The sequence below is a fragment of the Ectorhizobium quercum genome (genome assembly GCF_026552795.1).
Classification (GTDB): domain Bacteria; phylum Pseudomonadota; class Alphaproteobacteria; order Rhizobiales; family Rhizobiaceae; genus Ectorhizobium; species Ectorhizobium quercum.
On the sequence record NZ_JANFPI010000003.1, the window covers coordinates 515,538 to 541,661 of the forward strand.

Below are 26,124 nucleotides of genomic sequence, written 5' to 3' on the forward strand. Positions count from 1 at the left end.
TCCGGCTTCGACGTGTTTTCGGGAGCGCCGCGAAGCGGCTGTGCCTGCGGAAATACGGTGAACCGGGAGTGCGAACCGTTGAAAAATGAAGGGCATCGCGTGACAACGCGGTGCCCTTCGTGTATCCGGCTTTCAAACCGCGAAAAGGGGATTCCGACATGACCGCTCAGCCCATCTACAAGCGCGTTCTGCTCAAGGCTTCCGGCGAAGCTCTCATGGGCAGTCAAGGTTTCGGTATCGATGTGGCCGTGGCGGACAGGATCGCCGGCGATATCGCCGCAGCCCGCGCGATGGGCGTCGAAGTGGGCGTTGTGGTCGGCGGCGGCAACATCTTCCGCGGGGTGGCCGTCGCTTCGAAGGGCGGCGACCGCGTGACCGGCGACCACATGGGCATGCTGGCCACCGTGATCAACGCGCTGGCGCTGGCGACCTCGCTGCGCAAGCTGAATGTCGATACGGTGGTGCTGTCGGCAATCGCCATGCCGGAAATCTGCGAAAGCTTCTCGCAGCGCGCCACGCTCTATCACCTTTCGCTCGGCCGTGTCGTGATCTTTGCCGGCGGAACCGGCAATCCGTTCTTCACCACCGATTCCGCCGCAGCGCTTCGCGCCGCCGAAATGGGCGCGGAAGCCATTTTCAAGGGCACGCAGGTCGACGGCATCTACTCCGCCGACCCGAAGAAGGTGCCCGATGCGACCCGTTTCGAACGGTTGACGCACAGCGAGGTGCTGGACAAGGGCCTTGCGGTGATGGATGTCGCCGCCGTGGCGCTGGCGCGCGAGAACGCCATCCCGATCATCGTCTTCTCCATCCATGAAAAGGGCGGCTTCCAGGAAATCCTGACGGGAGCCGGGCGCAAGACGATCGTGACCGACAATTGAAGGCGGACACTCAAAACCGCCGGCTGACATTTTCGACGGAGTGATATCATGAGCGATGCAACCGATCTCAATGAACTGAAACGCCGCATGGACGGCGGCATCAATGCCTTCAAGAGCGATATAGCCTCGTTGCGCACCGGCCGTGCCTCCGCCAACATTCTCGATCCGGTCACGGTTGACGCCTATGGTTCCCGCGTGCCGCTCAACCAGGTCGCCAACATCACCGTTCCCGAGCCGCGCATGCTGTCGATTTCCGTCTGGGACCGCGCGATGGTCCAGGCCGTCGATCGTGCGATTCGCGAATCCAACCTCGGTCTCAATCCGATCATGGACGGACAGACGCTGCGCATTCCGCTTCCGGAACTCAACGAGGAGCGCCGCCGCTCGCTCGTGAAGGTCGCCCACGATTATGCGGAAAAGAGCAAGATCGCCGTCCGCAACGTTCGCCGCGACGGCATGGAAGGCCTGAAGAAGGCCGAGAAGGACGGCGATCTGGGGCAGGACGAAAGCCGCAGCCTGTCCGAAAGGGTCCAGAAGATGACCGACGAGACGATCACCGAGATCGACCGGTTGCTGGCCGCCAAGGAAAAGGAAATCATGCAGGTCTGACCGGCGGGCGAAGATTGCCGGGACGGACGGCCGACGGCCGTTCGCGAATCCTTGCCGGGCAATTTGTCGAATGCGGATTGTCCGGAGCTGAAAGAACAGGTGGCGGCGTGGCCGAGAGTCGGCTAGCTTTTCGTTTTGGATCGTGTGTCCACGCTGGGCGCATCCGATATCTACGCTGGAAGAATCATGGCACAACCAGAACGGTCGTTGTTACCCAAGCACGTCGCCATCATCATGGACGGAAACGGCCGCTGGGCACAGTCCCACGGCCTGACGCGCACGGCTGGTCATCGCAAGGGCATGGAAGTGGTGCGCGAGATCGTGCGCGCCGCTTACGAAGCCGGCATCGGCTATCTGACGCTGTTTGCCTTTTCCTCCGAAAACTGGCGCCGGCCGGAATCCGAGGTCAGCGACCTTCTCGGCCTTCTCAAGCTGTTCATCCGCCGCGATCTTGCCGACCTGCATCGTGACAATGTGCGCATCCGCGTGATCGGCGAGCGTCGAAACCTGCGTGGCGACATTCTTCCGCTGCTGATCGAGGCCGAGGAAACGACGCGCGACAATACCGGCCTGACGCTCGTCATCGCATTCAATTACGGTTCGCGCGACGAGCTGGCGAGGGCCATGTCGAGCCTCGCGCGCGACGTGGCGGAAGGACGGCTGCGGCCCGAGGATATCACGCCTTCGCTGATCGACGCGCGCCTCGATACGGCAGGGATCCCCGATCCGGACCTGATCCTGCGCACGAGCGGCGAGGAGCGGCTGTCCAACTTCCTGCTGTGGCAGGCCGCCTATTCCGAACTGATCTTCGTTCCGGAGAACTGGCCGGACTTCAACCGGGACATGTTCTATGGCGCGCTTGAGAAATTTGCCGCGCGCGAGCGTCGCTTCGGCGGCCTTTCCGCGCAGCAGGCGGCCGTGGGCTCCTGATGTCGCAAGAACTCAGGCTTCGCATCCTTTCCGGCATCGTGATGGCGATCGTCGTCCTGTCGGCCACCTGGGTCGGCGGCTTCGCGTTCCGTCTGCTGGCGGCGGCAATCGCGCTACTGGTCTATTACGAGTGGTCGACGATCACGCGCTTCGCGCCCGCGGACCGGATCGGCGGCTGGATCGCGGTGGCGATCATTGCCGGTGCGGTGCTTCTGGATCGCATCGGTCTTGGTGTGGCGCTGCTTGCGGCCTTCACGCTTGCCGGCATGTTTCGGACCGCACTTTCAGCAGGCAGTCAGGGCTGGCTGCCCGGCGGCATTCTCTATGCCGGGCTCACGGGATTGTCGCTGGCCGCCATCCGTGGCGACGACGCGGCCGGCCTTGCGGCGATGCTCTTCGTGTTCGCGCTGGTCTGGGCGACCGATATTCTGGCATATTTCGTCGGACGGGCTATCGGCGGGCCGAAGCTGGCGCCGAGGATCTCTCCCGGCAAAACATGGTCGGGCGCCGTCGGCGGTACGATATCGGCTGTGATCGCCGGTTGTGCGGTCGCCTTGTTACTGACCGATGCGTCCCCCATATGGATCGTTCCGGCGGCATTCATACTGTCTGTCGCCAGCCAGGCGGGCGATCTGTTCGAATCCTTCATCAAGCGCCGTTTTGGCGTCAAGGATTCGAGCCGTCTCATTCCGGGACATGGCGGCGTCATGGACCGCGTGGACGGGCTGGTCGTCGCCTGCTTCGCCGCGTTCGTGCTGATGGCAGCCCGCGCGCTGATGGCTGGCGGTTCCTTCGATATGAACGGCGGCATGTTGCTCGGGTTGTGAGGCCCGTGTCCGGCATAACGATAAGGAGACTGGAATGGCGATCATCGGTTTGATTACGGGCTATATTGTTCCGTTCCTGTTCGTTCTGACATTGCTCGTTTTCGTTCACGAAATGGGCCATTACCTCGTCGGGCGCTGGTGCGGCATACGCTCGACGGCGTTTTCCATCGGTTTCGGGCCGGAGCTTTTTGGCTTTACCGACAAGCACGGCACGCGCTGGAAGCTGTCCGCGATCCCGCTCGGAGGCTATGTGAAATTCTGGGGCGACGAGGATGCCGCGAGCCGTCCGGGACAGAACGCTCTCGAAGGGCTGAGCGAAGAGGAGAAGGCGCAGACGCTTGCCGGCGCCAAGCTCTGGAAACGAGCCGCAACCGTCGCCGCCGGCCCCATCGCCAATTTCCTGCTCGCCATCCTGATCTTTGCCGCACTTTTCGCGCTTTACGGCAAGCCGGTTTCCGATCCGGTGGTCGCCGAGGTCAGGCCCGGCTCCGCCGCGGAGGAGGCCGGCGTCAGGCCGGGCGACGTTCTGGTCGCGCTCGACGATACCGTTGTCGAGACCTTCGACGACGTGCGCCGCTATGTCAGCATCCGTCCCGGCACTCAAATTGTCGTGACCATTCGCCGCGACGGCGCGACGCAGGAACTGCCGATGGTCCCCCGGGCGACCGTGATCGACGATCCGTTCGGCAACAAGGTCGAGGTGGGGCTGATCGGCATCGTGACAACCCAGGAATCCGGCAATTTCCGCGTCGAGACGATGGGAATCGGCCAGGCCCTGACGGAGGGCGTGCGCGAGACCGGGAATATCGTCACGGGCACCTTCCACTATATCGGCAACCTGATTACCGGCAAGATGAAGCCGGATCAGCTCGGCGGGCCGGTGAGGGTGGCGCAGGCGTCCGGCCAGATGGCGACGCTCGGCATTGCCGCCGTCATACAGCTTGCCGCTGTTTTGTCGGTCTCCATCGGCCTTCTCAATCTGATGCCCGTGCCGGTACTGGACGGCGGTCATCTCGTTTTCTATGCCATCGAGGCCATAAGGGGACGCCCGCTGGGGCCGAATGCACAGGAAATCGCTTTCCGTATCGGCCTTGCGATGGTGCTGTCCCTCATGGTTTTCGCGACGTGGAACGATATCGCCGCACTGATTGGTTGAGGAGGCGGCTTGCGCCCAGGGTAAGCTTCTGTTTACCCTAATCGAAAATTCGGCGTGGCGATTGAGCCACGCTCGGCTTGGAAGTAAATGGAAATTAACGTTGCCGCTTGCTTGTAGAGTAAAAGCGGTTAAAACGGCTCACGTAGCTGGAGTCGGTTTGTGTTCGCTCCGGAACGGCGAAAAAAGGTAAGAAGTGAAATGAAGACTGGTTCAAGATTTTTGAACGCTGTATCGGCAGTTGCAGTCTCTGCTGGTGTCGCTGCTTCGGGTGCTGGTGTTTCGGTGCTTGTGTCTGCAAGTGCTGCTCACGCAGCCGTCGTCAATCGTATCGACGTCCGGGGTGCCGAGCGCGTTGGCGCGGAAGCTGTCCGCGCGAATCTGACGATCCAGCCCGGTCGTTCCTTCTCGAACGCCGACATCGACGAGTCGGTGAAGCGCCTCTACGCAACCGGCTATTTCTCCGATGTGCGGATCTCGGTTTCGGGCGGCTCCCTTGTCGTCAGCGTCAGCGAGAACCAGCTCGTCAATCAGGTCGTCTTCAACGGCAACCGCAAGATCAAGGACGAAAGGCTCCAGGCCGTCGTCCAGACGCAGGCGCTGTCGCCCTACAGCCAGAATCAGATCGATGCGGACATCCAGCGCATCAAGGAAGCCTATGCGGCGATCGGGCGTAGCGACATTCAGGTGACGACGGAAACGTTCACGGTTGCCGATGGCCGCGTGAACCTCGCCTTCGTCGTCGATGAAGGCGACCGCACCAAGATCGGCAAGATCGAATTCGTCGGCAACGACGCCTACAGCGACGGTCGCCTCGCATCGGTGATCGTGACCAAGAAGTCGAACTTCCTGTCCTTCCTGACGCGTAAGGACGTTTACAGCGAAGCCAAGCTGCGCGCCGACGAAGAGGCGCTGCGCGAGTTCTATTTCAATCATGGCTATCCGGATTTCCGCATCGTTTCGACGGATGCCGTCTTCGATGAAAGCAAGAACGAATACACGTTGACCTATACGGTCGAGGAAGGCCCCCGCTACGCATTCGGCGCGGTCGAGGTCGAGTCGACCGTCAGCGGTGTCGATGCGAACGAACTGCAACGCTTCGTCGAAACCCGTGAGGGCTCGACCTATAACGCACGTGACGTTCAAAAGACGATGGAAGCGATTTCGACACGCGTTGCTGCGGAAGGCTATCCCTTCGCCCGCGTGACGCCGCGCGGCAACCGCGACTTTGGCAGCAACACGATCGGTGTTTCCTATGTCGTTGACCAGGGCGAGCGCGCCTATGTCGAGCGCATCGAGATTCGCGGCAACACCCGCACGCGCGATTATGTCATTCGCCGCGAGTTCGATCTGGCCGAGGGCGATGCCTTCAACCAGACGATGATCGCGCGCGCCAAGCGCCGTCTCGAGGCGCTCGGCTATTTCGAAACCGTCAACATCTCCACCTCGCAGGGCAGCGCCCCGGATCGCGTCGTCATCATCGTGGACGTGAAGGATCAGTCGACCGGTTCGTTCGGCATCGGTGCGGGCTATTCGGCCGGCAGCGACAGCATCCTGCTGGAAGCCTCCGTCGAGGAACGCAACTTCCTTGGTCGCGGTCAGTATATCCGCCTCGCCGCGGGCGGCGGCACGGATGATGCCCGCAGCTTCAACATCTCGTTCACCGAGCCCTATTTCCTCGGCTACCGTCTAGCCGCGGGCTTCGACCTGTTCCGTTCGTCGACGTCCAGCGAGGACTTCTACGATTACGAGGAAACCGGCGGCACGCTGCGCGTGACGGCTCCGATCACCGAAGACCTGTCGACGACCTTCAGCTACACCTACAAGCAGATGTCCTATGATGGCGCAGGTGCCTGGAACCAGGATGCCAATGGTATCGTTGCCGGCGAGCCAGGGTTCAATTCGGACAGGGCCAACCTTTCTGCACCGTACCGCGATGTCATCGGCAAGGATTGGGTCCAGTCCTCGGTTGCCCACCGGCTGAACTACAATACGCTCGACAGCCAGACGGAGCCGCGTGAAGGGATTCAGGCGCAGTTCACGCAGGAATTCGCCGGTCTCGGCGGCGATTCGGATTTCTACAAGATTTCCGCCAAGGCCCGCGCCTTCTACACCCTGTCCGACGAAGCCGATCTCGTCGGCTCGATCACCGTCCAGGCTGGTCATGTCATGCCGACGAGCGGCGATCTCAAGGTCTTCGATCAGTTCATGATCGGCGGCAGGCAGATCCGTGGTTTCGAGAATTCAGGTATCGGTCCGCGCATGGTGAACGGCGACGCCATCGGCGGCACCACCTACTTCGCGGCTTCCGCCGAAGCCTCGTTCCCGATGCCGGGCATCCCGCAGGACTTCGGTCTGCGCGGTGCGTTCTTCGCCGATGCGGGTACGCTCTTCGGCAATGACGTGGATACCCGCGGCGAGAACTATTATGGCGGAACGCATCTGCGCGCCTCCGTCGGCGTGGGTATCGGCTGGGCATCGCCCTTCGGCCCGCTTCGTGTCGATTATGCGATCCCGGTCATGAAGGAAGACTACGACAAGACGCAGCATTTCCGCTTCAGCATCGCCAACCAGTTCTGATTTCCCGATAATCCAGAACTGTGTTTCGTATTCGTTCTGGAGCCTTGCTGATGACGCATAACGCATTCTATCCACCCCATGAAGGCATAGCCCTTTCGACGCTGGCCGAAACGCTTGGGGTGGAACTGACCGACACGTCCTACGGAAATGTTCTCGTGCATTCGATTGCGCCGGTGGCGCGGGCGAAGGCCGGGGACATTTGCTATATCTCCTCCCGCAAGAACAGGCAGGATCTCGAAACCTGCCAGGCATCGGCGATCATCTGCACCTCGGCCTTTCGCGCTCTGGTTCCGGACGGCGTTGCCATTCTTCTGACGCCCGATCCCCAGAAAGCCTTTGCCGAAGCGGGCGCGCTCCTGCATCCGACGGCAATGCGGCCTGCGGCGATCATATCCGGTCCCGAAGGCGTCCATCCCTCGGCATTCGTGGACCCGGACGCCAGGCTTGAGGACGGGGTGGTCGTCGAGCCGCTGGCCGTTATCGGCGCGGGCGCGGAGATCGGCAGCGGCAGCCGCATCGGGGCCGGCGCCGTCATCGGCGCTCATGTCAAGATCGGCCGCAACTGTTCGATTGCCGCCGGGGCGAGCGTGCTGTCCGCCTATCTCGGCAACAATGTCATCATCCATAATGGCGCGCGCATCGGCCAAGACGGTTTCGGTTATGCCCCGGGTCCGCGCGGCATGCTGAAGCTGGTACAGATCGGCCGCGTCATCATTCAGGACAATGTCGAGATCGGCGCGAACACGACCATCGACCGTGGCGCAATGGACGACACCGTGATCGGGGAGGGCACCAAGATCGACAATCAGGTGCAGATCGGTCACAACGTCCATATCGGCCGCCATTGCGGAATCGTCAGCAAGGTCGGCATTGCCGGCAGCACGCGGATCGGCAACGGCGTGATGATCGGCGGGGCGGCGGGGATCAACGGTCATATCACCATCGGCGACGGTGTGCAGATCGCCGCGATGAGCGGTGTCATTGCAAGCATCCCGGCCGGTCAGGTCTATGGCGGCGTGCCGGCACGCCCCATGAAGGAGGTATTGCGCGACTGGGCGGAATTGATGGCCCGCGCTGAAGGACGCTCCGCGAAGAAAGGAGAGCCGAATGGCTGAAGAGACGAAAGCGACGCTGGAAACGGCCGATATTCTGGAAATCATGAAGCTGCTGCCGCATCGCTATCCGTTCCTCCTGGTGGACCGGATCATCGAGATCGACGGCGACAATTCGGCGATCGGCATCAAGAACGTGACGGCCAACGAGCCGCAGTTCATGGGGCATTTTCCCGGCGCCCCCATCATGCCCGGCGTTCTGCTGATCGAAGGCATGGCGCAGACGGCGGGCGCCATCTGCGCGCGTGTCAGCGGGCATAGCGGCAATCTCGTCTACTTCATGACCATCGACAATGCCCGCTTCCGCAAGCCGGTCGTGCCGGGGGATCGCGTCGAATTCCACGTTACGAAAATCCGTCAGCGGGGCAACATCTGGAAGTTCCATTGCGATGCCAAGGTCGATAGCACCCTTGTCGCGGAAGCCGATTACAGCGCCATGATCCGTAAGGGTGAAGAATGAGTTCTTTTCCCGCCTCCGCGCGCATCCATCCGTTCGCCGTGGTTGAGGACGGCGCCGTTCTCGGCGAAAACGTCGTCATCGGCCCCTTTTGCCACGTCGGCCCGAAGGTGGTTCTCAAGGATGGCGTCCAGCTTCTCAACAATGCGTCCGTCAGCGGCAGAACGGTCGTCGGCGAAGGCACGGTCATCTTTCCTATGGCGGTGATCGGCGGCCCGCCGCAGGCCATTCGCCATGACGGATCGGAAACGACGCTGGAGGTCGGCGCGCGTTGCACGATCCGCGAAGGCGTCACGATGAATACCGGCAGTTCCGACGGCGGCGGCAAGACCATCGTCGGCAGCGACAACCTGTTTCTGGCGAATTCGCATGTGGCGCACGATTGCATTCTCGGCAACGGCATCATCCTGTCGAACAACGTCATGCTCGCCGGCCATGTGCATGTCGACGACCACGCCATTCTGGGCGGCGGCTCGGCCGTCCACCAGTTCAGCCGTATCGGCCGCCACGCTTTTGTCGGCGGCATGTCGGGTGCGCCGAACGATGTCATCCCCTATGGCATGGTGCATGGCAATCCGGGCTATCTCGACGGCCTGAACATCGTCGGCATGACCCGTTCCGGCATTTCGCGCGAGACGATCCATCGGGTACGGCGCGCCTACAAGCAGATTTTCGAAGCCGAGGGCGCTGTCCGCGCCAATGCGGCGGCCATCCGCGAAGACTATGCCGATTGCCCGGAAGTGATCGAGATCATCGATTTCATCGCCACCGAAAGCGAGCGTGCGATCTGCGCGCCCTACAGGGGGAAGAACTGAGGTGTCCGGAGGCGCCGGTTTTCGGGAAGGGCGCCTGGCAATCATCGCCGGCGGCGGCAGGCTGCCGCATGATATCGCAGAAGCGGCGCGCGGCGCGGGCGAAGACCCGTTCATTGTCCTGCTGTCCGGCGAGGCCGACCGGGACTGGTCCGGTTTCGAGCATGCCACGGTTTCGGTCGGCGACATAGCGGCCGTTTCCGCGCTTCTGCGCGGGAAGAACCTCAAGCGCGTCGTTCTGTCCGGCAGCGTGAAACGGCGCCCGGAGTGGCGGCATCTACGCCCGACCCTCTCCAGCGTCGTCAAGCTTCCGTCGATCGTGCGGACGCTGTTTTCCGGCGGGGACGACACGGTCCTGCGCATGGTCATCGATCTTCTCGAAGGCGAGGGGTGCCGGATCGTTGGCGCGCAGGAGATTGTCCCGAACCTGCTGGCAACCTTGGGGCCCCTCGGTCGGCATGCGCCGTCAGGCGAGGATCTGCGCGATATCGCAGCCGGTGTCGCTGCCGCCGATGTCCTGGGCGCACTCGATATCGGGCAGGGCGCCGTGGCCGTCGGAGGCAGGGTCGTCGCCGTGGAGGGCGCCGAAGGCACGGATAGCATGCTGCTGCGCGTTGCGGGATTGCGCGCCGAGGGCCGCATTTCGAAGCGGCGACGGGGCGTGCTCGTCAAGCTCTGCAAGCCGCAGCAGGATGTGCGCGCGGATCTGCCCACGATCGGCCGTTCCACCGTTGAAAACGCCGGTCACGCCGGACTGGCGGGCATCGCCGTGGAAGCCGGCCGCTCGCTGGTTCTTGAGCGCGACGCGCTGGTGAAGGCAGCCGATGAGGCCGGACTGTTCGTTATCGGCATCGAGCGCGCCGTGCGAAAGGACGCGACATGACGGCCCGACCCTTGAAAATCGCGGTCGTCGCGGGCGAGGTTTCCGGCGACCTTCTCGGCGGCGATCTGATCGCCGCTCTCAGGCGGCAGTATGACGGGCCTGTCGAACTTGTCGGCGTGGGCGGCGAGGCGCTGACGGGCGAAGGCCTCGTTTCGCTGTTCGATTATTCGGAACTGTCGATCATGGGGTTCACGCAGGTCATCGCCCGCCTGCCGCGCATGATTTCACTGATCCGGAAAACGGCGGACGCGATCATCGCGGCGAGACCGGATGTCCTGCTGATCATCGACAGCCCGGATTTCACCCACCGCGTGGCGAAGCGGGTCCGCAAGGCGCTGCCCGATCTTCCGGTCGTGAAATATGTATGCCCAAGCGTCTGGGCCTGGAAAGAATACCGCGCCCGGGCGATGCTGTCCTATGTCGATCATGTGCTGGCCGTTCTGCCGTTCGAGCCCGAGGTCATGAAGCGGCTCGGCGGTCCGCCGACGACCTTCATAGGCCATCGTCTTGCAAGCGATCCGTCGCTGTTGCGTGCGCGCACGGCACGCGCGGCGCGCGGCGCGGTTCCTGTCGGCTCCACGCGCACGATCATGCTGCTGCCCGGCTCGCGCGGCTTCGAGATCGGAAAACTGCTTCCCCTGATGGGCGAGGCCGTGATGGAACTCGTCGCGCGTAACGGCGATCTGCGCTTTGTGCTGCCGACCGTTGCACGGCGGGAGGCCCTGGTGCGCGAAATCGTCGCCAACTGGCCGGTCAGGCCCGAGGTAGTGGTCGGAGACGAAGGAAAGTGGCGTGCGTTTGCCGAGGCGGACGCCGCCGTGGCGGCCTCCGGCACGGTCGTTCTCGAACTGGCTCTGGCCGGGGTGCCGAGCATTTCCGTCTACAAGACCGACTGGATCGTGAAGATGCTGGCCTCACGCATCAAGATCTGGACGGCGGCGCTTCCCAATCTGATCGCGGATTATCCCGTGGTGCCCGAATATATCGACCATACGCTTCGCCCCGGCAGCGTGACACGCTGGATGGAACGACTTTCGGTGGAAAGCCTGCAACGCAAAGCGATGCTGGAAGGCTTCGAGCGCGTGCAGCAAAGGCTGACACCCGAGGTGCCGGCGGGCGAGGCGGGAGCCGGTATCGTGCTCGATCTCTTGAAGTCCCGCGGCTTCTGAAACGAAACGGCCCTCCCGTGGCGGAAGGGCCGTTTCTTTTAATCAAGGTCAGGTACTGTCAGTTGGCGAAACCCGCTTTCGGCTGAAAGCCTCCCGCCGGCCTCGGATCGAAGAAGCGGGCGACATTCGGATTGCGCAAGGGCAGGCCGCTATCGTCGCTTTCCAGATTCTGTTCCGAAACGTAGGCGACATATTCCGACTCGTCGTTTTCCGCGAGCAGGTGATAGAAGGGCTGGTCCTTGTCGGGCCGGACTTCGGCGGGGATGGCATTCCACCATTCTTCCGAGTTGGCGAATTCCGGATCCACATCGAACACCACACCCCGGAACGGGAAGAGCTTGTGGCGAACCACCTCTCCGATATTAAACTTGGCTGTGCGTTGTTTCATGGTGCGAACATCCTTTCACAGTCAGATTTGGGTATGCCGGGCCACCGCATCAAGGGGCAGGCGCTGAATTCGTTACATAATTGTCACACGCGTTTCCGGCGCCGCCAAAGCGCGTTCGGCGCAGTGGCGAGAATGACGCCGCCCGTGACGAGCAGGATTCCGCTCATGTGATAGGATTCGAACGTCTCGCCGAGGAACAGGACGGCCATGACGACGGAGACCGGCGGCATCATGTAGAGCGTCACGCCCGCGGTCGCCGGCCCGAAGACGCGAACCGTGTGCTGGAAGCAGTAGAAGGCGGCAAGGGAGGCGAAAAGAATGATGCCGCCGATTTTGAGCCAGTCCCTCGTCGAATCGGGCAGGGGCGCGTTCATGAAAAGCTCGACGGCGGCGAAGGGCGCGAGAACGAGCGCACCGGACAAGGCGATCACCCCGAACAGCGAAACGGGCGGCATGGCGGCAACAGCGGGTTTGCGCAACAGCAGCGAATAGATCGCGAAGGATATCGCCGCGCCGAGAATGCCGAAATCGCCCAGATTGAACTGGAGATGAAGAAGTGCCTGCGGATCTCCCTTCAGCACGATGACGACGACGCCGAAGAAGGCCACCACCATCCCCAACCCTTCGCGAAGGGTTATGCCGCGCCCCTGAAACCACCATTGGAACAGAATGATGAAGAGCGACGATGTCGTGTAGATCAGCGTAGCGTTCGAGGCTGTGGTTTCGGTCAGCGCCCAGTAGACGAAGCCGCCGCATATGCCCATGCCGAGAAAACCGAGCACGAGCCACAGGAGCGTGTTTTCGCGCATAAAGGCGAGGCACACCTTGCGGTTGGCATAGAGCACGGGCAGCAGGATGAGCGTTGAACCGGCCCAGCGGATGAAGGCGGTGATGAACGGCCCGATATCGCCGACGACGCCGCGGCCGAAGATGAGGTTGGTGGAAAAGAAGAACGGCACGAGCAGGAAGACGGCCCAGTCGGCGGAACGGGGAGACGGCTGCGGGAGCGGAGGCATACGGGCACCGGAAGGGAAAGGGTCGGACCGCGACAATGCGCCGGAAAAGGAAAACCGGCAAACAGGGTTGCCGGTTTTCCAAGGGAAAGCGATCCCGGACGGTCCGGGATCGCGGATATCCGATCAGACGGAGTAGTACATGTCGAACTCGACCGGATGCGGCGTCGTTTCGTACCGCAGCGTTTCGGCCATCTTGAGTTCGATGAACGCGTCGATCTGGTCGTCGTCGAACACACCGCCGGCCGTGAGGAACTTGCGGTCCCGGTCGAGGTTTTCGAGGGCTTCGCGCAGGGACCCGGAAACCGTCGGGATCTTCCTCAGTTCCTTCGGGGGCAGGTCGTACAGATCCTTGTCCATAGCCTTGCCGGGATGGATCTTGTTCTTGATGCCGTCGAGGCCGGCCATCAGCATGGCCGCAAAGCCGAGATACGGGTTGGCGGCCGGATCGGGGAAGCGGACTTCGACGCGCTTCGCCTTCGGGTTGGAGCCGAACGGAATGCGGCACGAAGCCGAACGGTTGCGGGCGGAATAAGCCAGCAGAACCGGAGCCTCGTAGCCCGGGACCAGGCGCTTGTAGGAGTTGGTCGTCGGGTTGGTGAAGGCGTTGATGGCCTTGGCGTGCTTGATGATGCCGCCGATGTAGTACAGGCAGGTTTCCGACAGGCCGGCATATTCGTCACCGGCGAAGGTCGGCTTGCCGTCCTTCCAGATGGACTGGTGGACGTGCATGCCCGAGCCGTTGTCGCCGAAAACCGGCTTCGGCATGAAGGTCGCCGTCTTGCCATAGGCATTGGCGACCTGATGTACGACGTACTTGTAGATCTGGATCTTGTCGGCGTTGCGGACCAGCGTGTCGAATTTCACGCCCAGTTCGTGCTGCGCCGAAGCCACTTCGTGGTGGTGCTTTTCGACGACCACGCCCATTTCGGCGAGAACGGTCAGCATCTCGGAGCGCATGTCCTGGAGGCTGTCGACCGGCGGAACCGGGAAGTAGCCGCCCTTCGTGCGCGGACGGTGGCCGAGGTTGCCCGTCTCGTAGTCGGTGTCGTCGTTGGACGGCAGTTCGGTCGAATCGAGCCTGAAGCCGGTATTGTACGGGTCGGACTTGTACTGGACGTCGTCGAACACGAAGAATTCCGGTTCCGGGCCGACGAAAACGGTGTCGCCGATGCCGGAGGCCTTCAGGTAGGCCTCGGCCTTCTTGGCCGTGCCGCGGGGGTCGCGGTTATAGGCTTCGCCGGAGATCGGATCGAGAATGTCGCAGACGACGACCATCGTCGACTGGGCGAAGAACGGGTCCATGTGCGCCGTCGCCGCATCGGGCATCAGGACCATGTCGGATTCGTTGATGGCTTTCCAGCCGGCGATCGAGGAACCGTCGAACATGACGCCGTCGGCGAACATATCCTCGTCGACGGAGCTGACGTCCATCGTCACATGCTGCAACTTGCCCTTCGGGTCGGTGAAGCGCAGGTCGACGAACTTGACGTCGTTGTCCTTGATCTGTTTCAGAATGTCATTTGCGGTCGTCATAAACTTTTCCCTTGAGTGAGATGACGATTATCGGCTTGCAACGGCGCGCGGAACGGCGCCATGCGGATGAAGTCAGATGGCGTCCACGCCCGTCTCGCCGGTGCGGATTCGGATGACCTCTTCCACGTTGGAGACGAAAATCTTGCCGTCGCCGATGCGGCCTGTCTGTGCGGCGTTGCGGATGGCGTCGATGACGGCATCGACGTTTTCGTCGGCGAGCACGACCTCGACCTTGACCTTCGGCAGGAAATCGACGACGTACTCCGCGCCCCGATATAGCTCGGTGTGCCCCTTTTGGCGGCCAAAGCCCTTCGCCTCAGTAACCGTGATGCCCTGGAGGCCGACTTCCTGAAGGGCTTCCTTCACTTCGTCCAGCTTGAAGGGCTTGATGATCGCTTCGATCTTTTTCATGAGGAAATTTCTCTCCGCTTCTCCCATTTGAGCGGATTCTGGCCCGCTTGGCCTTATTTGATGCACATGCCGTGCCAATTCGGCTCGTAAATGCGGAAAATGCACCGTCAATTTGACGCAGAGAGCAAAATCCCATCCTTTTTGCGGTAATTCGCCGGATTTTGGCATAGTATCGGACGGGCGCTTCGGTTGCCATCGCGCGGATGGACAGAAACGCCGAAAATTTCGCCCACTTTGCAGGGGTGTTGATGAATTTAAAATAGGCAAATGATGAAAATATAATCAATATGGGTTATTTGCTGGTCGCTCTGTCTCGCTTACACCGTGTCGGATGAAGAAAATCATGATCAAAAAACAGGCCATACCTATTCTTTCCCCGCAGGCGATGGCGGCGGTGGATCTGGCTGCCGCACGATCCGGCATAGACAGTTATGGCCTGATGGTCCGCGCGGGGCACGCGGTTGCCGCCGCGGCGCTGAAGCGCTTTCCGCCGGCCCTGCGCTTCGTCGTGCTCGCCGGACCGGGCAACAATGGCGGCGACGCTTATGTGGCGGCGAAGGCTCTTGCCGGCAGCGGCATTGAAACGATCCTCCATCATTTCGGGCGACAGGATGCATTGAAAGGCGATGCTGCCCGCGCCTTTCGCGATTGCCCCGTGCCGGGAAGGCCGCTTGAGGACTACGCGCCCCGGGCCGGCGATGTCGTGATTGACGGACTGTTCGGCGCCGGGCTGGACAGGCCTGTGCCGGAACCTGTCGCCGCCGTGATCGCCCGCGTCGGGGATTGTGCCGTTCCGGTCGTGGCCGCCGACCTGCCGAGCGGCGTGTGCGGCCGAACTGGACGAATTCTCGGCGCGGCGTTCGAGGCTGCGCATACCGTCACCTTCATGACGCCGAAGCCCGGCCACCTGCTTTTGCCCGGAAGGGCGCTCTGCGGAACGCTGGAGGTTTTCGACATCGGCATTCCCGGGCGCCTGATCGAAGCGGGGGCGGAGAATATCCACGAGAATGGACCGGCGCTTTGGGGCGACCTTTTGCCGTCGCTCGATCTGGCCAGCTATAAATTCCGGCGCGGCCACCTTTGCGTCTTTTCCGGCGGCGCTTCGGCAACCGGGGCTGCGCGCCTATCGGCCGGCGCGGCTCTGAGGGCAGGGGCGGGCCTCGTGACCATCGCCGCCCCCGAAGCGTCCCTGGCGGCAAATGCCGCCCATCTGACGGCCGTGATGCTCCGCCAAGTCGACGACGTCGCGGAACTGCGCGCATGGATCGACGATCCTCGCCTGAGCGCCTTCGTGCTCGGCCCGGGCTTCGGCGTCGGTGAAAAGGCCCGCGATTTCGTCCTGGCCTTGCGCGAACGCCGCCTCGTTCTGGATGCGGACGGTATCACCTCCTTCGCCGATGCGCCCGATCTTCTTTTCGACGCGTTCGCCGAAGGTGATGCGCACCTCATTCTGACCCCTCATGAAGGAGAGTTCGCCCGGCTTTTTCCCGATATCGCGGTGGCGGAGCAACTGGGCAAGGTCGAAAAGGCGAGGCACGCCGCCGCCCGCGCCCACGCCGTCGTCATCTACAAGGGAGCGGACACGGTCATCGCAGCGCCCGACGGACGCGTCGCCATTAATACCAACGCGCCGCCCTTCCTGGCGACCGCCGGCTCGGGTGACGTGCTTGCCGGTATCGCCGGCGCGTTTCTGGCGCAGGGAATGCCCGCCTTCGAAGCAGCAGCAGCAGCCGTATGGGTGCATGGCGAAGCGGGCCGGACGGCGGGCCGCGGCCTGACGGCGGAGGATCTTCTGCCGGCGATAAGCCTGCCGGTCTGAAAAACCGCTGATCCGGCGGGTGTTTAGTCGACGCGCCGTTGCAGGGCCTGCGCGCCGTTCGGCGCATTCACCTTGCCGGAGGTGATGAAGAAGGCATAGACATCGCGCGGCCGGACCTCCGGCTTGTGCGCGGGGTCGATATGCGGCAGGTCGGCGGGCTCGCCGCCGCCGGCCCACCTCTTCAGGTGGCCGGCCCATCGGTCCAGCGTCTCGGGCGCATAGCAGGTCTCGATATCGTCCGAACCCTTTTGCAGCCGCGCATAGACGAAATCGCCGGTCACATCGGCGATCTCCGGATAATCCGCATGTTCCGCATAAACGACGGCAACGCGGTGCTTGCGGGCGAGGGCGGCGAATTCCGGCACGAGGAACGAGGGATGGCGCACCTCGACGGCATGGCGCAGCGCAAGCCCGTCGCGCATTTGCGGCAGGAGCGACAGAAACGCGTCGAAATCCTCCGGTTCGAACTTTTTCGTCGGCATGAATTGCCACAGGATGGGACCGAGATGATCGCCCAGCTCGGTCAGGCCCTGCCCGAGAAAGCGCTCGACCGATTCTCCGGCCTCGGCCAGAACCTTCTTGTTGGTGGCGAAGCGGCTTGCCTTCAGCGAAAAGACGAACCCTTCCGGCACTTCGGATGCCCATTTGGCGAAGGTTTCGGGCTTCTGCGATCCGTAATAGGTGCCGTTGACCTCGATCACCTTCAAGGCGCGGCTGGCGAATTCGAGCTGCCGCTTCTTCGGCAGGCCGGCCGGGTAGAAATGTCCCTCCCACGGATCGAAGGTCCAGCCGCCGATGCCGACACGGATGATTCCGGATGAACTCATTGTCGCCGTTCTCCCTGACAGTCTGGCGCCGGTCGCCCTTATTCGGCAGCGGCCTCGCGCTTCGGCGGATGCCGTTCCAGCAGTTCCTTGAGGAAATGGCCGGTATAGGAACGCGGTTCGGCGGCAACGGTCTCCGGCGTGCCGGTCGCGACGACCTGACCGCCGCCATCGCCGCCTTCCGGACCGATGTCGATGATCCAGTCCGCGGTCTTGATGACTTCGAGATTGTGCTCGATGACCACGACCGAATTGCCCTGGTTGACCAGCTCGTGCAGCATTTCGAGAAGCTTGGCGACGTCGTGGAAATGCAGGCCTGTCGTCGGCTCGTCGAGAATGTAGAGCGTGCGGCCCGTCGAGCGCTTCGACAGTTCCTTGGCGAGCTTGACGCGCTGCGCCTCGCCGCCCGAAAGCGTGTTCGCCTGCTGGCCGACCTTGATATAGCCGAGGCCGACATCCTGAAGCGCTTGCAGCTTGTCGCGCACGGCGGGCACGGCGGCGAAGAACTCGACGCCTTCCTCGACCGTCATGTCGAGCACGTCGGCGATGGACTTGCCCTTGAAGGTGACGTCCAGCGTTTCGCGATTGTAGCGCTTGCCGTGGCAGACGTCGCAGGTGACGTAGACATCCGGCAGGAAGTGCATCTCGATCTTGATGACGCCGTCGCCCTGGCAGGCCTCGCAGCGGCCGCCCTTGACGTTGAAAGAGAAGCGCCCCGGCTGATAGCCGCGCGCCTTGGATTCCGGCAGGCCGGAGAACCAGTCGCGGATCGGGGTGAAGGCGCCGGTATAGGTCGCCGGATTGGAGCGCGGCGTGCGGCCGATGGGCGACTGGTCGATGTCGATCACCTTGTCGATATGTTCGAAGCCGTCGATGCGGTCGTGCTCCGCCGGAATTTCACGCGCGCCCATGACGCGCCGCGCCGCCGATTTATAGAGGGTCTCGATGAGAAAGGTCGACTTGCCGCCGCCCGACACGCCCGTCACCGCGGTGAAGAGGCCGAGCGGAACCGCCGCGGTGATATTCCTGAGGTTATTGCCGCGCGCGCCGACGACCTTCAGTTCCTTGCCCTTTTTCGGCTTGCGGCGTTCGGCGGGAACCGGCACGCCCATCTCGCCGGAGAGATACTTGCCGGTGAGCGAATTCGGGTTTGCCTTCACCTCCGCCGGCGTTCCCGAGGCGACGACACGGCCGCCGTGAACACCCGCCGCCGGACCGATGTCGACCACGTAATCGGCGGTCAGGATGGCATCCTCGTCATGCTCCACGACGATCACCGTGTTGCCGATGTCGCGCAGATGCTTCAGCGTTTCGAGCAGGCGGGCATTGTCGCGCTGGTGCAGGCCGATGGAAGGCTCGTCCAGCACGTAGAGAACGCCCGTCAGACCCGAACCGATCTGCGAGGCGAGGCGGATGCGCTGGCTTTCGCCGCCCGACAAGGTGCCGGAATTGCGCGACAGCGACAGATATTCGAGGCCGACATCGTTGAGGAAGCGCAGGCGCTCGCGGATTTCCTTGAGGATGCGGGCCGCGATCTCGTTCTGCTTGGCCGTCAGCTTACCGGGCAGGATCTCGAACCAGTCGCGCGCCTCGCGGATCGACATTTTGGTCACTTCGCCGATATGAAGGCCGTTGACCTTCACGGCCAGCGCTTCCGGCTTGAGGCGGAAACCGTTGCAGGCCGGGCAGGGCGCCGACGACATGAAGCGCTCGATTTCCTCGCGCGCCCACGCGCTGTCCGTTTCCTTCCAGCGACGCTCGAGGTTCGGCACGATCCCTTCGAAATCCTTGACCGTCTTGTACGAGCGCGCGCCGTCGGCATAGTGGAACTCGATCTTTTCCTTCGTGCCGTTGAGGATCGCATCCTGCGCCTCCGCCGAAAGTGCCGACCAGCGGCTCGTCAGCTTGAATCCGTAGACCTTTCCCAGCGCTTCCAGCGTCTGGTTGTAATAGGGCGACGTCGATTTGGCCCAGGGGGCGATCGCGCCGTCCTTGAGTGTCCGTTCCGGTTCCGGCACGATCAGGGCCGGGTCGATCTTCTGCTGGCTGCCGAGACCGTCGCAGGTCGGGCAGGCGCCGGAAGGATTGTTGAACGAAAACAGGCGCGGCTCGATCTCGGGAATGGTGAAGCCGGAGACCGGGCAGGCGAATTTCTCCGAAAACAGCACCCGCTCATGCGTCTCGTTGAGCGACTTGTTGGCGCTGCCGCCGGCGGCCGTCTCGTCGGCGGGAAGCGGCTTGTCGGCGAATTCGGCAATCGCCAGCCCGTCGGCCAGCCTCACGCAGGTTTCCAGGCTGTCCGCCAGCCGCGCGCCGATATCGGCCCTGACGACGACACGGTCCACCACCACGTCGATATCATGCTTGTATTTCTTGTCGAGCGTCGGCGCATCGGCGATCTCGTAGAACTGGCCGTCCACCTTGACGCGCTGGAACCCCTTCTTCATCAGGTCGGCGAGTTCCTTCCTGTACTCGCCCTTCCGCCCGCGCACGATCGGTGCCAGGATATAAAGGCGGGTGCCTTCCTCCAGCGCCAGAACACGGTCCACCATCTGGCTCACCGTCTGGCTTTCGATGGGAAGGCCGGTGGCCGGAGAGTAGGGAACGCCGGCGCGGGCGAAGAGAAGACGCATGTAGTCGTAGATCTCGGTCACGGTGCCGACCGTCGAGCGCGGGTTCCTGGAGGTGGTCTTCTGCTCGATGGAGATGGCCGGCGACAGACCTTCGATCTGGTCCACGTCCGGCTTCTGCATCATTTCGAGGAACTGGCGGGCGTAAGCCGAAAGGCTTTCGACATAGCGGCGCTGGCCTTCCGCATAGATCGTGTCGAAGGCAAGGGAGGACTTGCCGGAACCCGACAGTCCCGTCATCACGATCAGCTTGTTGCGGGGGAGATCGAGGTCGATGCCCTTGAGATTGTGTTCGCGTGCGCCGCGAATGGAAATCGTCTTCAGTTCACTCATCGCTCAATTCACCCGGCCGAGTTGGATCGCCCTTATTTAGTCATTGGTGGCCCGCTGTCGAGGCTCTCGCAATCGCTTTTCGATTCGCTTGACAGGATCATACCGAATTAGTAGAACAAAAAAAGAACAAATTCGCTGTGGATGACCGGGAAAGCAGGGATACCGGTTCCGCGCGATGGTTTAAGGTGGCGATGGATTTATGGCCGCTCGATGCGGCCTTCGGTTTATTGCGGCCTGCTCGCGGGCGTCCGGTGGGGCGTTCGGCAAGCGGCTGCGGGAAAGGTTCAGGACTATGGCAGGCAGCGTCAACAAGGTCATTCTGATCGGCAACGTCGGGGCGGACCCGGAAATCCGCCGCACGCAGGACGGTCGCCCGATCGCCAACCTGCGCATCGCCACCTCGGAGAGCTGGCGCGACCGCAACAGCGGCGAGCGCCGCGAGAAGACGGAATGGCACAATGTCGTCGTCTTCAACGAAGGCCTGTGCAAGGTCATCGAGCAATATGTGAAGAAGGGCGCGAAGCTCTATATCGAGGGTGCGCTCCAGACCCGCAAGTGGCAGGATCAGAGCGGCAACGACCGCTATTCGACCGAAGTCGTCCTGCAAGGCTTCAATTCCACGCTGACCATGCTCGACGGTCGCGGCGAGGGCGGTGGCCGCGGCGGCGATTTCGGTGGCGGATCCTCCGGCGGTTATGACGATTACGGCAGTGGCGGCGGCAGCGGTCGTTCCGCACCGCAGCGCGGCGGCGCGCCAAGCGGCGGGCAGGGCGGCGGCGCAAGCTTCCCCCGCGACATGGACGACGACATTCCGTTCTGATGGTTACGGAATAGCGCAACGGGGAAAAGCCGGGAACGTTTCGGAATGGCTCCTTTTCTCATCCTGAAGCTCGTGGCTTTTCTTACGTTTCTGGTGGCATTCGATGCGCTTCGCGCCGTGGCCCGACCCGGCGCGTACAAGGGCTTTACCCTGCGGGAGCAATTGTGGCTCCTGTGGCATGTCGATCACGAAGGGCGGCAAGCCTATCTGAAATTCGTGATCGCGACGGTCGTCTATTTCGGGATTCCGCTCGGTCCTGACGGCTTTAGCCGGTGAATGCCGATTTCACCCCGTCGACGACGAACTGGACGGAAAGTGCTGCAAGAAGCACGCCGAGCAGGCGGGTGAGGATGGCTCGTCCCGTCACGCCCAGGAAGCGGTCCAGCCGCTCGGCGACGACGAGAACCGCATACATCAGCGCCAGGCAGAAGGCGATGACGAGGATGAGCTGCGTCCGCCCCCAGGCGCCCGGCATCGAGCCGGCAAGCAGGATGGTCGCCGAGATCGCGCCCGGGCCGGCGATCAGCGGCAGCGCCAGCGGGAAGACGGCGATATTGTGGAGATGGTCGCGGGTGATGGCGGCCTCAGAGGTCTTTTCCTTCCGCTCCTGACGCTTCTCGAAAATCATCTCGAAGGAAATCCAGAACAGCAGCAGGCCGCCGGCGATGCGGAAGGCGCCCATCGAGATGCCGAGCAGGCTGAGGATGCCGGAACCGGTCAGCGCGAAGAGGGCGAGGATGAAGAAGGCGATCAGCGAGCCGCGCAAGGCGACCTGCTTGCGCTGGAGGCGTGTCATTCCCTGCGTGAGGCCGAGGAAGATCGGCGCGAGGCCCGGCGGGTCGATGGTGACGAGCAATGTCGTCAGGGCATTGATCAGCGTGTCTGTGCCGGGCAATTGCGCCTCCGTTGGGCTTTTCGGAGGCGATGTTAGGCGACAGACCGCGCCGTGAGAAGCCGGTGCGGGAAAATCGTTCGACAAGGCGTCCGCAAACGCGCAAAACCTGTTCACAACGGGCCGCCAAATTGGCGCCGCCTCATTCTTTCGGCTATAAAAAAGCCAGTGATTCTAGATAGAGATCGTGATCCGTCTTGACTGAACAAACGACATCCGGCGGCGGAAAGTTTCCGCCAGGCATCGAACCCGTTTCCATCATCGAGGAAATGCAGCGCTCCTATCTCGATTACGCCATGAGCGTGATCGTGTCGCGCGCGCTTCCCGATGTGCGCGACGGCCTCAAGCCCGTCCATCGCCGTATTCTGTACGGCATGGCTGAACTCGGCGTGGACTGGAACAAGAAATATGTGAAATGCGCCCGCGTCACCGGCCACGTCATGGGTAACTACCACCCGCACGGCGACGCGGCGATCTACGATGCGCTGGCGCGCCTGGCGCAGGACTGGTCGCTCCGCCTGCCGCTGATTGACGGCCAGGGCAATTTCGGCTCCGTCGACGGCGATCCGCCGGCGGCCCAGCGTTACACCGAGTGCCGGCTTCAGAAAGTCACGCACACGATGCTCGACGATCTGGAAAAGGACACCGTCGACTTCCGCGACAATTACGACGGCGCCGCGCAGGAGCCGTCCGTCGTTCCGGCCAAGTTCCCGAACCTTCTCGTCAACGGTTCCGGCGGCATCGCCGTGGGCATGGCCACCAACATCCCGCCGCACAATCTCGTCGAGGTGATCGACGGCTGCATCGCGCTGATCGACAATCCGGCGATCGAACTGCCGGAGCTGATGCAGATCATTCCGGGACCGGATTTCCCGACCGGCGCGCTGGTGCTCGGCCGTTCCGGCATCCGTTCGGCCTACGAGACGGGCCGCGGTTCGGTCATCATGCGCGGCCGTGCCCGCATCGAGCCGATGCGCGGCGACCGCGAGCAGATCATCGTCACCGAAATTCCCTATCAGGTGAACAAGGCGACGATGATCGAGAAGATCGCCGAACTGGTGCGGGAAAAGCGCATCGAGGGCATTTCCGACCTGCGCGACGAATCCGACCGCGACGGCTACCGCGTCGTCGTCGAACTGAAGCGCGATGCCAATGCCGACGTCATCCTGAACCAGCTTTATCGCTATACGCCGCTGCAAACCTCGTTCGGCTGCAACATGGTGGCGCTGAACGGCGGCAAGCCGGAGCAGATGAACCTGCTCGACATGCTCCGGGCCTTCGTGGCCTTCCGCGAGGAAGTCGTCAGCCGCCGCACCAAGTACCTGCTGCGCAAGGCGCGCGAACGCGCCCATGTGCTGGTCGGCCTCGCCATCGCCGTCGCCAATATCGACGAGGTCATCCGCGTGATCCGCCAGGCGCCGGACCCGGGCTCCGCGCGCGAGGAACTGATGTCGCGCCGCTGGCCGGCGGCCGACGTGGAATCGCTGATCCTGCTGATCGACGATCCGCGCCACAGGATCAACGAGGACGGTACCTACAATCTTTCGGAAGAGCAGGCGCGCGCCATTCTGGAACTGCGCCTTGCCCGCCTGACGGCGCTCGGGCGCGATGAAATCGGCGACGAACTGAACAAGATCGGCGAGGAAATCAAGGATTACCTCGACATCCTGTCGTCGCGCCTGCGCGTCCAGACCATCGTGAAGGACGAGATGCGCGCCGTGCGCGACGAGTTCGGCACGCCGCGCCGCACGGAGATCATCGACGGTGGTCCGGATATGGACGACGAGGATCTGATCGCCCGCGAGGACATGGTCGTCACCGTCTCGCATGCCGGTTACATCAAGCGCGTGCCGCTCGCCACCTACCGCGCCCAGCGCCGCGGCGGCAAGGGTCGCTCCGGCATGGCGATGAAGAACGAGGATTTCGCGACGCGCCTGTTCGTGGCCAACACGCACACGCCGGTGCTGTTCTTCTCCTCGCGCGGCATCGTCTACAAGGAAAAGGTCTGGCGCCTGCCCATCGGTACGCCGCAGTCGCGCGGCAAGGCGCTCATCAACCAGCTCCCGCTGGCGCCGGGCGAACGCATCACCACGATCATGCCGCTGCCGGAAGACGAGGCAAGCTGGGAAGGTCTCGACGTGATGTTCTCCACGACGCGCGGCACCGTGCGCCGCAACAAGCTGAGCGATTTCGTCCAGGTGAACCGCAACGGCAAGATCGCCATGAAGCTTGAGGAGGAGGGCGATGAAATCCTCTCTGTCGAGACCTGCACCGAGCATGACGACGTTCTCCTGACGACGGCGCTCGGCCAGGCGATCCGCTTCCCGGTGGATGAGGTGCGTGTCTTCGCGGGCCGCAATTCCATCGGTGTGCGCGGCATCTCGCTGGCCGCGGGCGACCGGCTGATCTCGATGACCATTATTGGCCATGTCGATGCCGAGCCGTGGGAGCGGGCGGCCTATCTCAAGCGCGCGGCCAACGAACGCCGTGCGAGCGGCTCGGACGAGGAAGAGATTGCGCTGGTCGGCGAGGAAGTCGTCGAGGGCGGCGAGCTTTCCGATGAGCGCTATCAGGAACTCAAGGCCCGGGAGGAGTTCGTTCTCACCGTCTCGGTCAAGGGCTTCGGCAAGCGTTCGTCGTCCTACGACTTCCGCACTTCGGGGCGTGGCGGCAAGGGCATCCGCGCCACCGATACGTCGAAAACGGCGGAAATCGGCGAACTTGTCGCAGCCTTCCCCGTGGAGGACGCCGACCAGATCATGCTGGTTTCGGATGGTGGCCAGCTCATTCGCGTGCCGGTGGCCGGTATCCGTATCGCCAGCCGCGCGACCAAGGGTGTGACCATCTTCTCCACCGCCGCCGATGAAAAGGTCGTGTCGGTCGAGCGCATCAGCGAGCCGGAAGGCGAAGAAGAAGACGTTGAAGCCGGTGACGGCGATGCCGTAACCGAAGCGTCCGCCGGAGAAGACGACGTCTGATATGCATAATGCAATCGGCCGGCAATAAAAGCCGGCCCTGCTCCCCGATCCCAAAAGGCGGACCGTTTTTCGGTCCGCTTTTTTGTTGGACGCCTCGCTGCTCCGTGACAGGGGAGGCGTCCTCACAAGGGCCCGGTGGGTGGTTGGGTCAGGTCTGACGAAAGAAGAGAGCAGGCACTTTGTCGGCCGTTCTGATGCGGACCGAATTCTTCGCCCGCCTTTTTTTCACGTCTCGTGCCGTTCGTTACCCGGGAAGACGGACAACAAAAAACCGGATGGCAGGGGACCATCCGGTTTCATTGTAATCGGCAGGCTGGAGGCGCCCTGCCGGACGTAAGTCTGGAAATCAGAACACCTTGGAGCGGCGATTCAATTCGTCCATCTCTTTCGCTTCCTGGTGAAGCGCAGCGATGCTGGAGATGATGGAACCGACGAACATCACGGAGATGAGGGCGGTCAACAGGGTCAAAGTGGTAAACATGGCCTTTCCCTTTCTGCGTTGCTCCGCTTCAGGGATACAGGGCCAGTTTACTGCTGGCTGACGTATCCCATCTGGGTATAATCGTAATACCGCGCGGTGGTTACGGGAGGCTTGGTGGCGGCGACGCCATCAGCCTTGCTGTTGCTGTCGTAGAGGACGGCGGTCGCCGTCAGCATGCCGGTCACAACCGTCATCCAGACGAAGTTGATTACGGTAATTGCATTCGGTGCGCTCAAATTGCCCCTCGAGGACATCTTCAGTTCCTTTCCGATAAGCTAACGCGAAAACCGGATAATCGGTTCCCGTACATCTTGTTTTTCGTTTTACAGGATGCCGGCTGAAGCATCCTTGAATGGTGCGTTCATCTGGCGTTCATATTTTGCCTCGAGTTCCGCATCCCAGACGTTGCCGTCGAACAGGAAAAGCAGGAAATCGACAGCAAGGGCGACGAGAATCGTAATGAAAACAAGAATGATCAGCATCGTTGCTCCGGTTTCCGGCTTCGTTGGCCCGCAGGCCCTGTTCACGAAAGGCAATAAACCGCATCCCGTCTGAAACGGTCTTGAACGGGCCGTTCATCTTTCAT

General features: G+C 62.5%; 25 protein-coding genes. 15 read left to right on the top strand and 10 right to left on the bottom strand.

Annotation, left to right across the window (positions count from 1 at the left end; all coding sequences use genetic code 11):
- Positions 1-158 precede the first annotated feature (158 nt).
- From pyrH to lpxB, 11 genes are all read left to right on the top strand, one after another.
- On the top strand, positions 159-881 hold the full coding sequence (gene pyrH, locus NOF55_RS10970) for a UMP kinase (RefSeq protein ID WP_306411406.1): 723 nt from the start codon (positions 159-161) through the stop codon (positions 879-881).
- 48 nt (positions 882-929) lie between these two features.
- Complete coding sequence (gene frr, locus NOF55_RS10975; RefSeq protein WP_306411407.1) at positions 930-1,490, top strand: ribosome recycling factor; 561 nt, start codon at positions 930-932, stop codon at positions 1,488-1,490.
- A 186-nt stretch (positions 1,491-1,676) separates the two neighbouring features.
- Entirely contained in the window at positions 1,677-2,420 is a 744-nt protein-coding gene (locus NOF55_RS10980) for an isoprenyl transferase (protein ID WP_306411408.1), read from the top strand.
- Positions 2,420-3,247, top strand: a complete 828-nt coding sequence (locus NOF55_RS10985) for a phosphatidate cytidylyltransferase (RefSeq protein WP_306411409.1) — start codon at positions 2,420-2,422, stop codon at positions 3,245-3,247. Before NOF55_RS10980 ends, NOF55_RS10985 begins: the two co-directional genes overlap by 1 nt.
- 34 nt (positions 3,248-3,281) lie before the next feature.
- On the top strand, positions 3,282-4,403 hold the full coding sequence (rseP, locus tag NOF55_RS10990) for an RIP metalloprotease RseP (RefSeq protein ID WP_306411410.1): 1,122 nt from the start codon (positions 3,282-3,284) through the stop codon (positions 4,401-4,403).
- A 198-nt stretch (positions 4,404-4,601) separates the two neighbouring features.
- On the top strand, positions 4,602-6,980 hold the full coding sequence (gene bamA, locus NOF55_RS10995) for an outer membrane protein assembly factor BamA (protein WP_306411411.1): 2,379 nt from the start codon (positions 4,602-4,604) through the stop codon (positions 6,978-6,980).
- A 50-nt stretch (positions 6,981-7,030) separates the two neighbouring features.
- Entirely contained in the window at positions 7,031-8,095 is a 1,065-nt protein-coding gene (gene lpxD / locus NOF55_RS11000; protein ID WP_306411412.1) for a UDP-3-O-(3-hydroxymyristoyl)glucosamine N-acyltransferase, read from the top strand.
- A complete protein-coding gene (gene fabZ / locus NOF55_RS11005; protein ID WP_306411413.1) occupies positions 8,088-8,552 on the top strand; it encodes a 3-hydroxyacyl-ACP dehydratase FabZ in 465 nt (154 codons plus the stop codon). The genes lpxD and fabZ overlap by 8 nt, the downstream gene beginning before the upstream one ends.
- The gene (lpxA, locus tag NOF55_RS11010; RefSeq protein ID WP_306411414.1) at positions 8,549-9,364 is read left to right on the top strand and encodes an acyl-ACP--UDP-N-acetylglucosamine O-acyltransferase; all 816 of its coding nucleotides are present in this window, start codon (positions 8,549-8,551) and stop codon (positions 9,362-9,364) included. Before fabZ ends, lpxA begins: the two co-directional genes overlap by 4 nt.
- Position 9,365: 1 nt before the next feature.
- Entirely contained in the window at positions 9,366-10,244 is an 879-nt protein-coding gene (locus NOF55_RS11015; RefSeq protein ID WP_306411415.1) for an LpxI family protein, read from the top strand.
- Positions 10,241-11,413: a lipid-A-disaccharide synthase gene (gene lpxB, locus NOF55_RS11020; protein ID WP_306411416.1), complete on the top strand. Its 1,173-nt coding sequence runs from the start codon at positions 10,241-10,243 to the stop codon at positions 11,411-11,413. Before NOF55_RS11015 ends, lpxB begins: the two co-directional genes overlap by 4 nt.
- Positions 11,414-11,471: 58 nt before the next feature.
- On the opposite strand, the gene hspQ is transcribed toward lpxB, so the two are convergent.
- From hspQ to NOF55_RS11040, 4 genes are all read right to left on the bottom strand, one after another.
- The gene (gene hspQ / locus NOF55_RS11025; RefSeq protein WP_306411417.1) at positions 11,472-11,801 is read right to left on the bottom strand and encodes a heat shock protein HspQ; all 330 of its coding nucleotides are present in this window, start codon (positions 11,799-11,801) and stop codon (positions 11,472-11,474) included.
- A gap of 83 nt (positions 11,802-11,884) precedes the next feature.
- Entirely contained in the window at positions 11,885-12,817 is a 933-nt protein-coding gene (locus tag NOF55_RS11030; RefSeq protein WP_306411418.1) for a DMT family transporter, read from the bottom strand.
- A 123-nt stretch (positions 12,818-12,940) separates the two neighbouring features.
- Positions 12,941-14,350 (bottom strand): type I glutamate--ammonia ligase, encoded by a 1,410-nt coding sequence (gene glnA / locus NOF55_RS11035; protein WP_306411419.1) that lies wholly within the window; start codon positions 14,348-14,350, stop codon positions 12,941-12,943.
- Between the two features lie 72 nt (positions 14,351-14,422).
- The gene (locus NOF55_RS11040; protein ID WP_239997598.1) at positions 14,423-14,761 is read right to left on the bottom strand and encodes a P-II family nitrogen regulator; all 339 of its coding nucleotides are present in this window, start codon (positions 14,759-14,761) and stop codon (positions 14,423-14,425) included.
- 343 nt (positions 14,762-15,104) lie between these two features.
- On the opposite strand from NOF55_RS11040, the gene NOF55_RS11045 reads away from it, so the two are divergent.
- Positions 15,105-16,580, top strand: coding sequence for an NAD(P)H-hydrate dehydratase (locus NOF55_RS11045; RefSeq protein ID WP_306411420.1), 1,476 nt, complete (start codon positions 15,105-15,107; stop codon positions 16,578-16,580).
- A 23-nt stretch (positions 16,581-16,603) separates the two neighbouring features.
- Here the strand turns inward: NOF55_RS11045 and NOF55_RS11050 are convergent, their stop codons facing one another.
- Positions 16,604-17,407: a DUF72 domain-containing protein gene (locus NOF55_RS11050; protein WP_306411421.1), complete on the bottom strand. Its 804-nt coding sequence runs from the start codon at positions 17,405-17,407 to the stop codon at positions 16,604-16,606.
- A 38-nt stretch (positions 17,408-17,445) separates the two neighbouring features.
- Positions 17,446-20,367 carry an excinuclease ABC subunit UvrA gene (gene uvrA, locus NOF55_RS11055; protein ID WP_306411422.1) on the bottom strand — a complete coding sequence of 974 codons (2,922 nt, stop codon included), beginning with the start codon at positions 20,365-20,367 and terminating at the stop codon, positions 17,446-17,448.
- 292 nt (positions 20,368-20,659) lie between these two features.
- Between uvrA and NOF55_RS11060 the strand changes: the two genes are divergently transcribed.
- Positions 20,660-21,187: a single-stranded DNA-binding protein gene (locus tag NOF55_RS11060; protein WP_306411423.1), complete on the top strand. Its 528-nt coding sequence runs from the start codon at positions 20,660-20,662 to the stop codon at positions 21,185-21,187.
- A 45-nt stretch (positions 21,188-21,232) separates the two neighbouring features.
- The gene (locus NOF55_RS11065; RefSeq protein ID WP_306411424.1) at positions 21,233-21,463 is read left to right on the top strand and encodes a hypothetical protein; all 231 of its coding nucleotides are present in this window, start codon (positions 21,233-21,235) and stop codon (positions 21,461-21,463) included.
- On the opposite strand, the gene NOF55_RS11070 is transcribed toward NOF55_RS11065, so the two are convergent.
- The gene (locus NOF55_RS11070; protein WP_306411425.1) at positions 21,453-22,082 is read right to left on the bottom strand and encodes a MarC family protein; all 630 of its coding nucleotides are present in this window, start codon (positions 22,080-22,082) and stop codon (positions 21,453-21,455) included. The two genes, NOF55_RS11065 and NOF55_RS11070, sit on opposite strands and share 11 nt — an antisense overlap.
- Before the next feature lie 194 nt (positions 22,083-22,276).
- Here NOF55_RS11070 and gyrA point away from each other — a divergent pair, with 194 nt between their 5' ends.
- A complete protein-coding gene (gene gyrA, locus NOF55_RS11075; RefSeq protein ID WP_306411426.1) occupies positions 22,277-25,057 on the top strand; it encodes a DNA gyrase subunit A in 2,781 nt (926 codons plus the stop codon).
- 346 nt (positions 25,058-25,403) lie between these two features.
- On the opposite strand, the gene NOF55_RS11080 is transcribed toward gyrA, so the two are convergent.
- The 3 genes from NOF55_RS11080 to NOF55_RS11090 form a co-directional block, all read right to left on the bottom strand.
- Positions 25,404-25,538 (bottom strand): hypothetical protein, encoded by a 135-nt coding sequence (locus tag NOF55_RS11080; RefSeq protein ID WP_306411427.1) that lies wholly within the window; start codon positions 25,536-25,538, stop codon positions 25,404-25,406.
- Between the two features lie 47 nt (positions 25,539-25,585).
- Positions 25,586-25,732, bottom strand: coding sequence for a hypothetical protein (locus NOF55_RS11085; RefSeq protein WP_306411428.1), 147 nt, complete (start codon positions 25,730-25,732; stop codon positions 25,586-25,588).
- Positions 25,733-25,861: 129 nt separating this feature from the next.
- On the bottom strand, positions 25,862-26,020 hold the full coding sequence (locus NOF55_RS11090; protein ID WP_306411429.1) for a hypothetical protein: 159 nt from the start codon (positions 26,018-26,020) through the stop codon (positions 25,862-25,864).
- Positions 26,021-26,124: the final 104 nt, after the last annotated feature.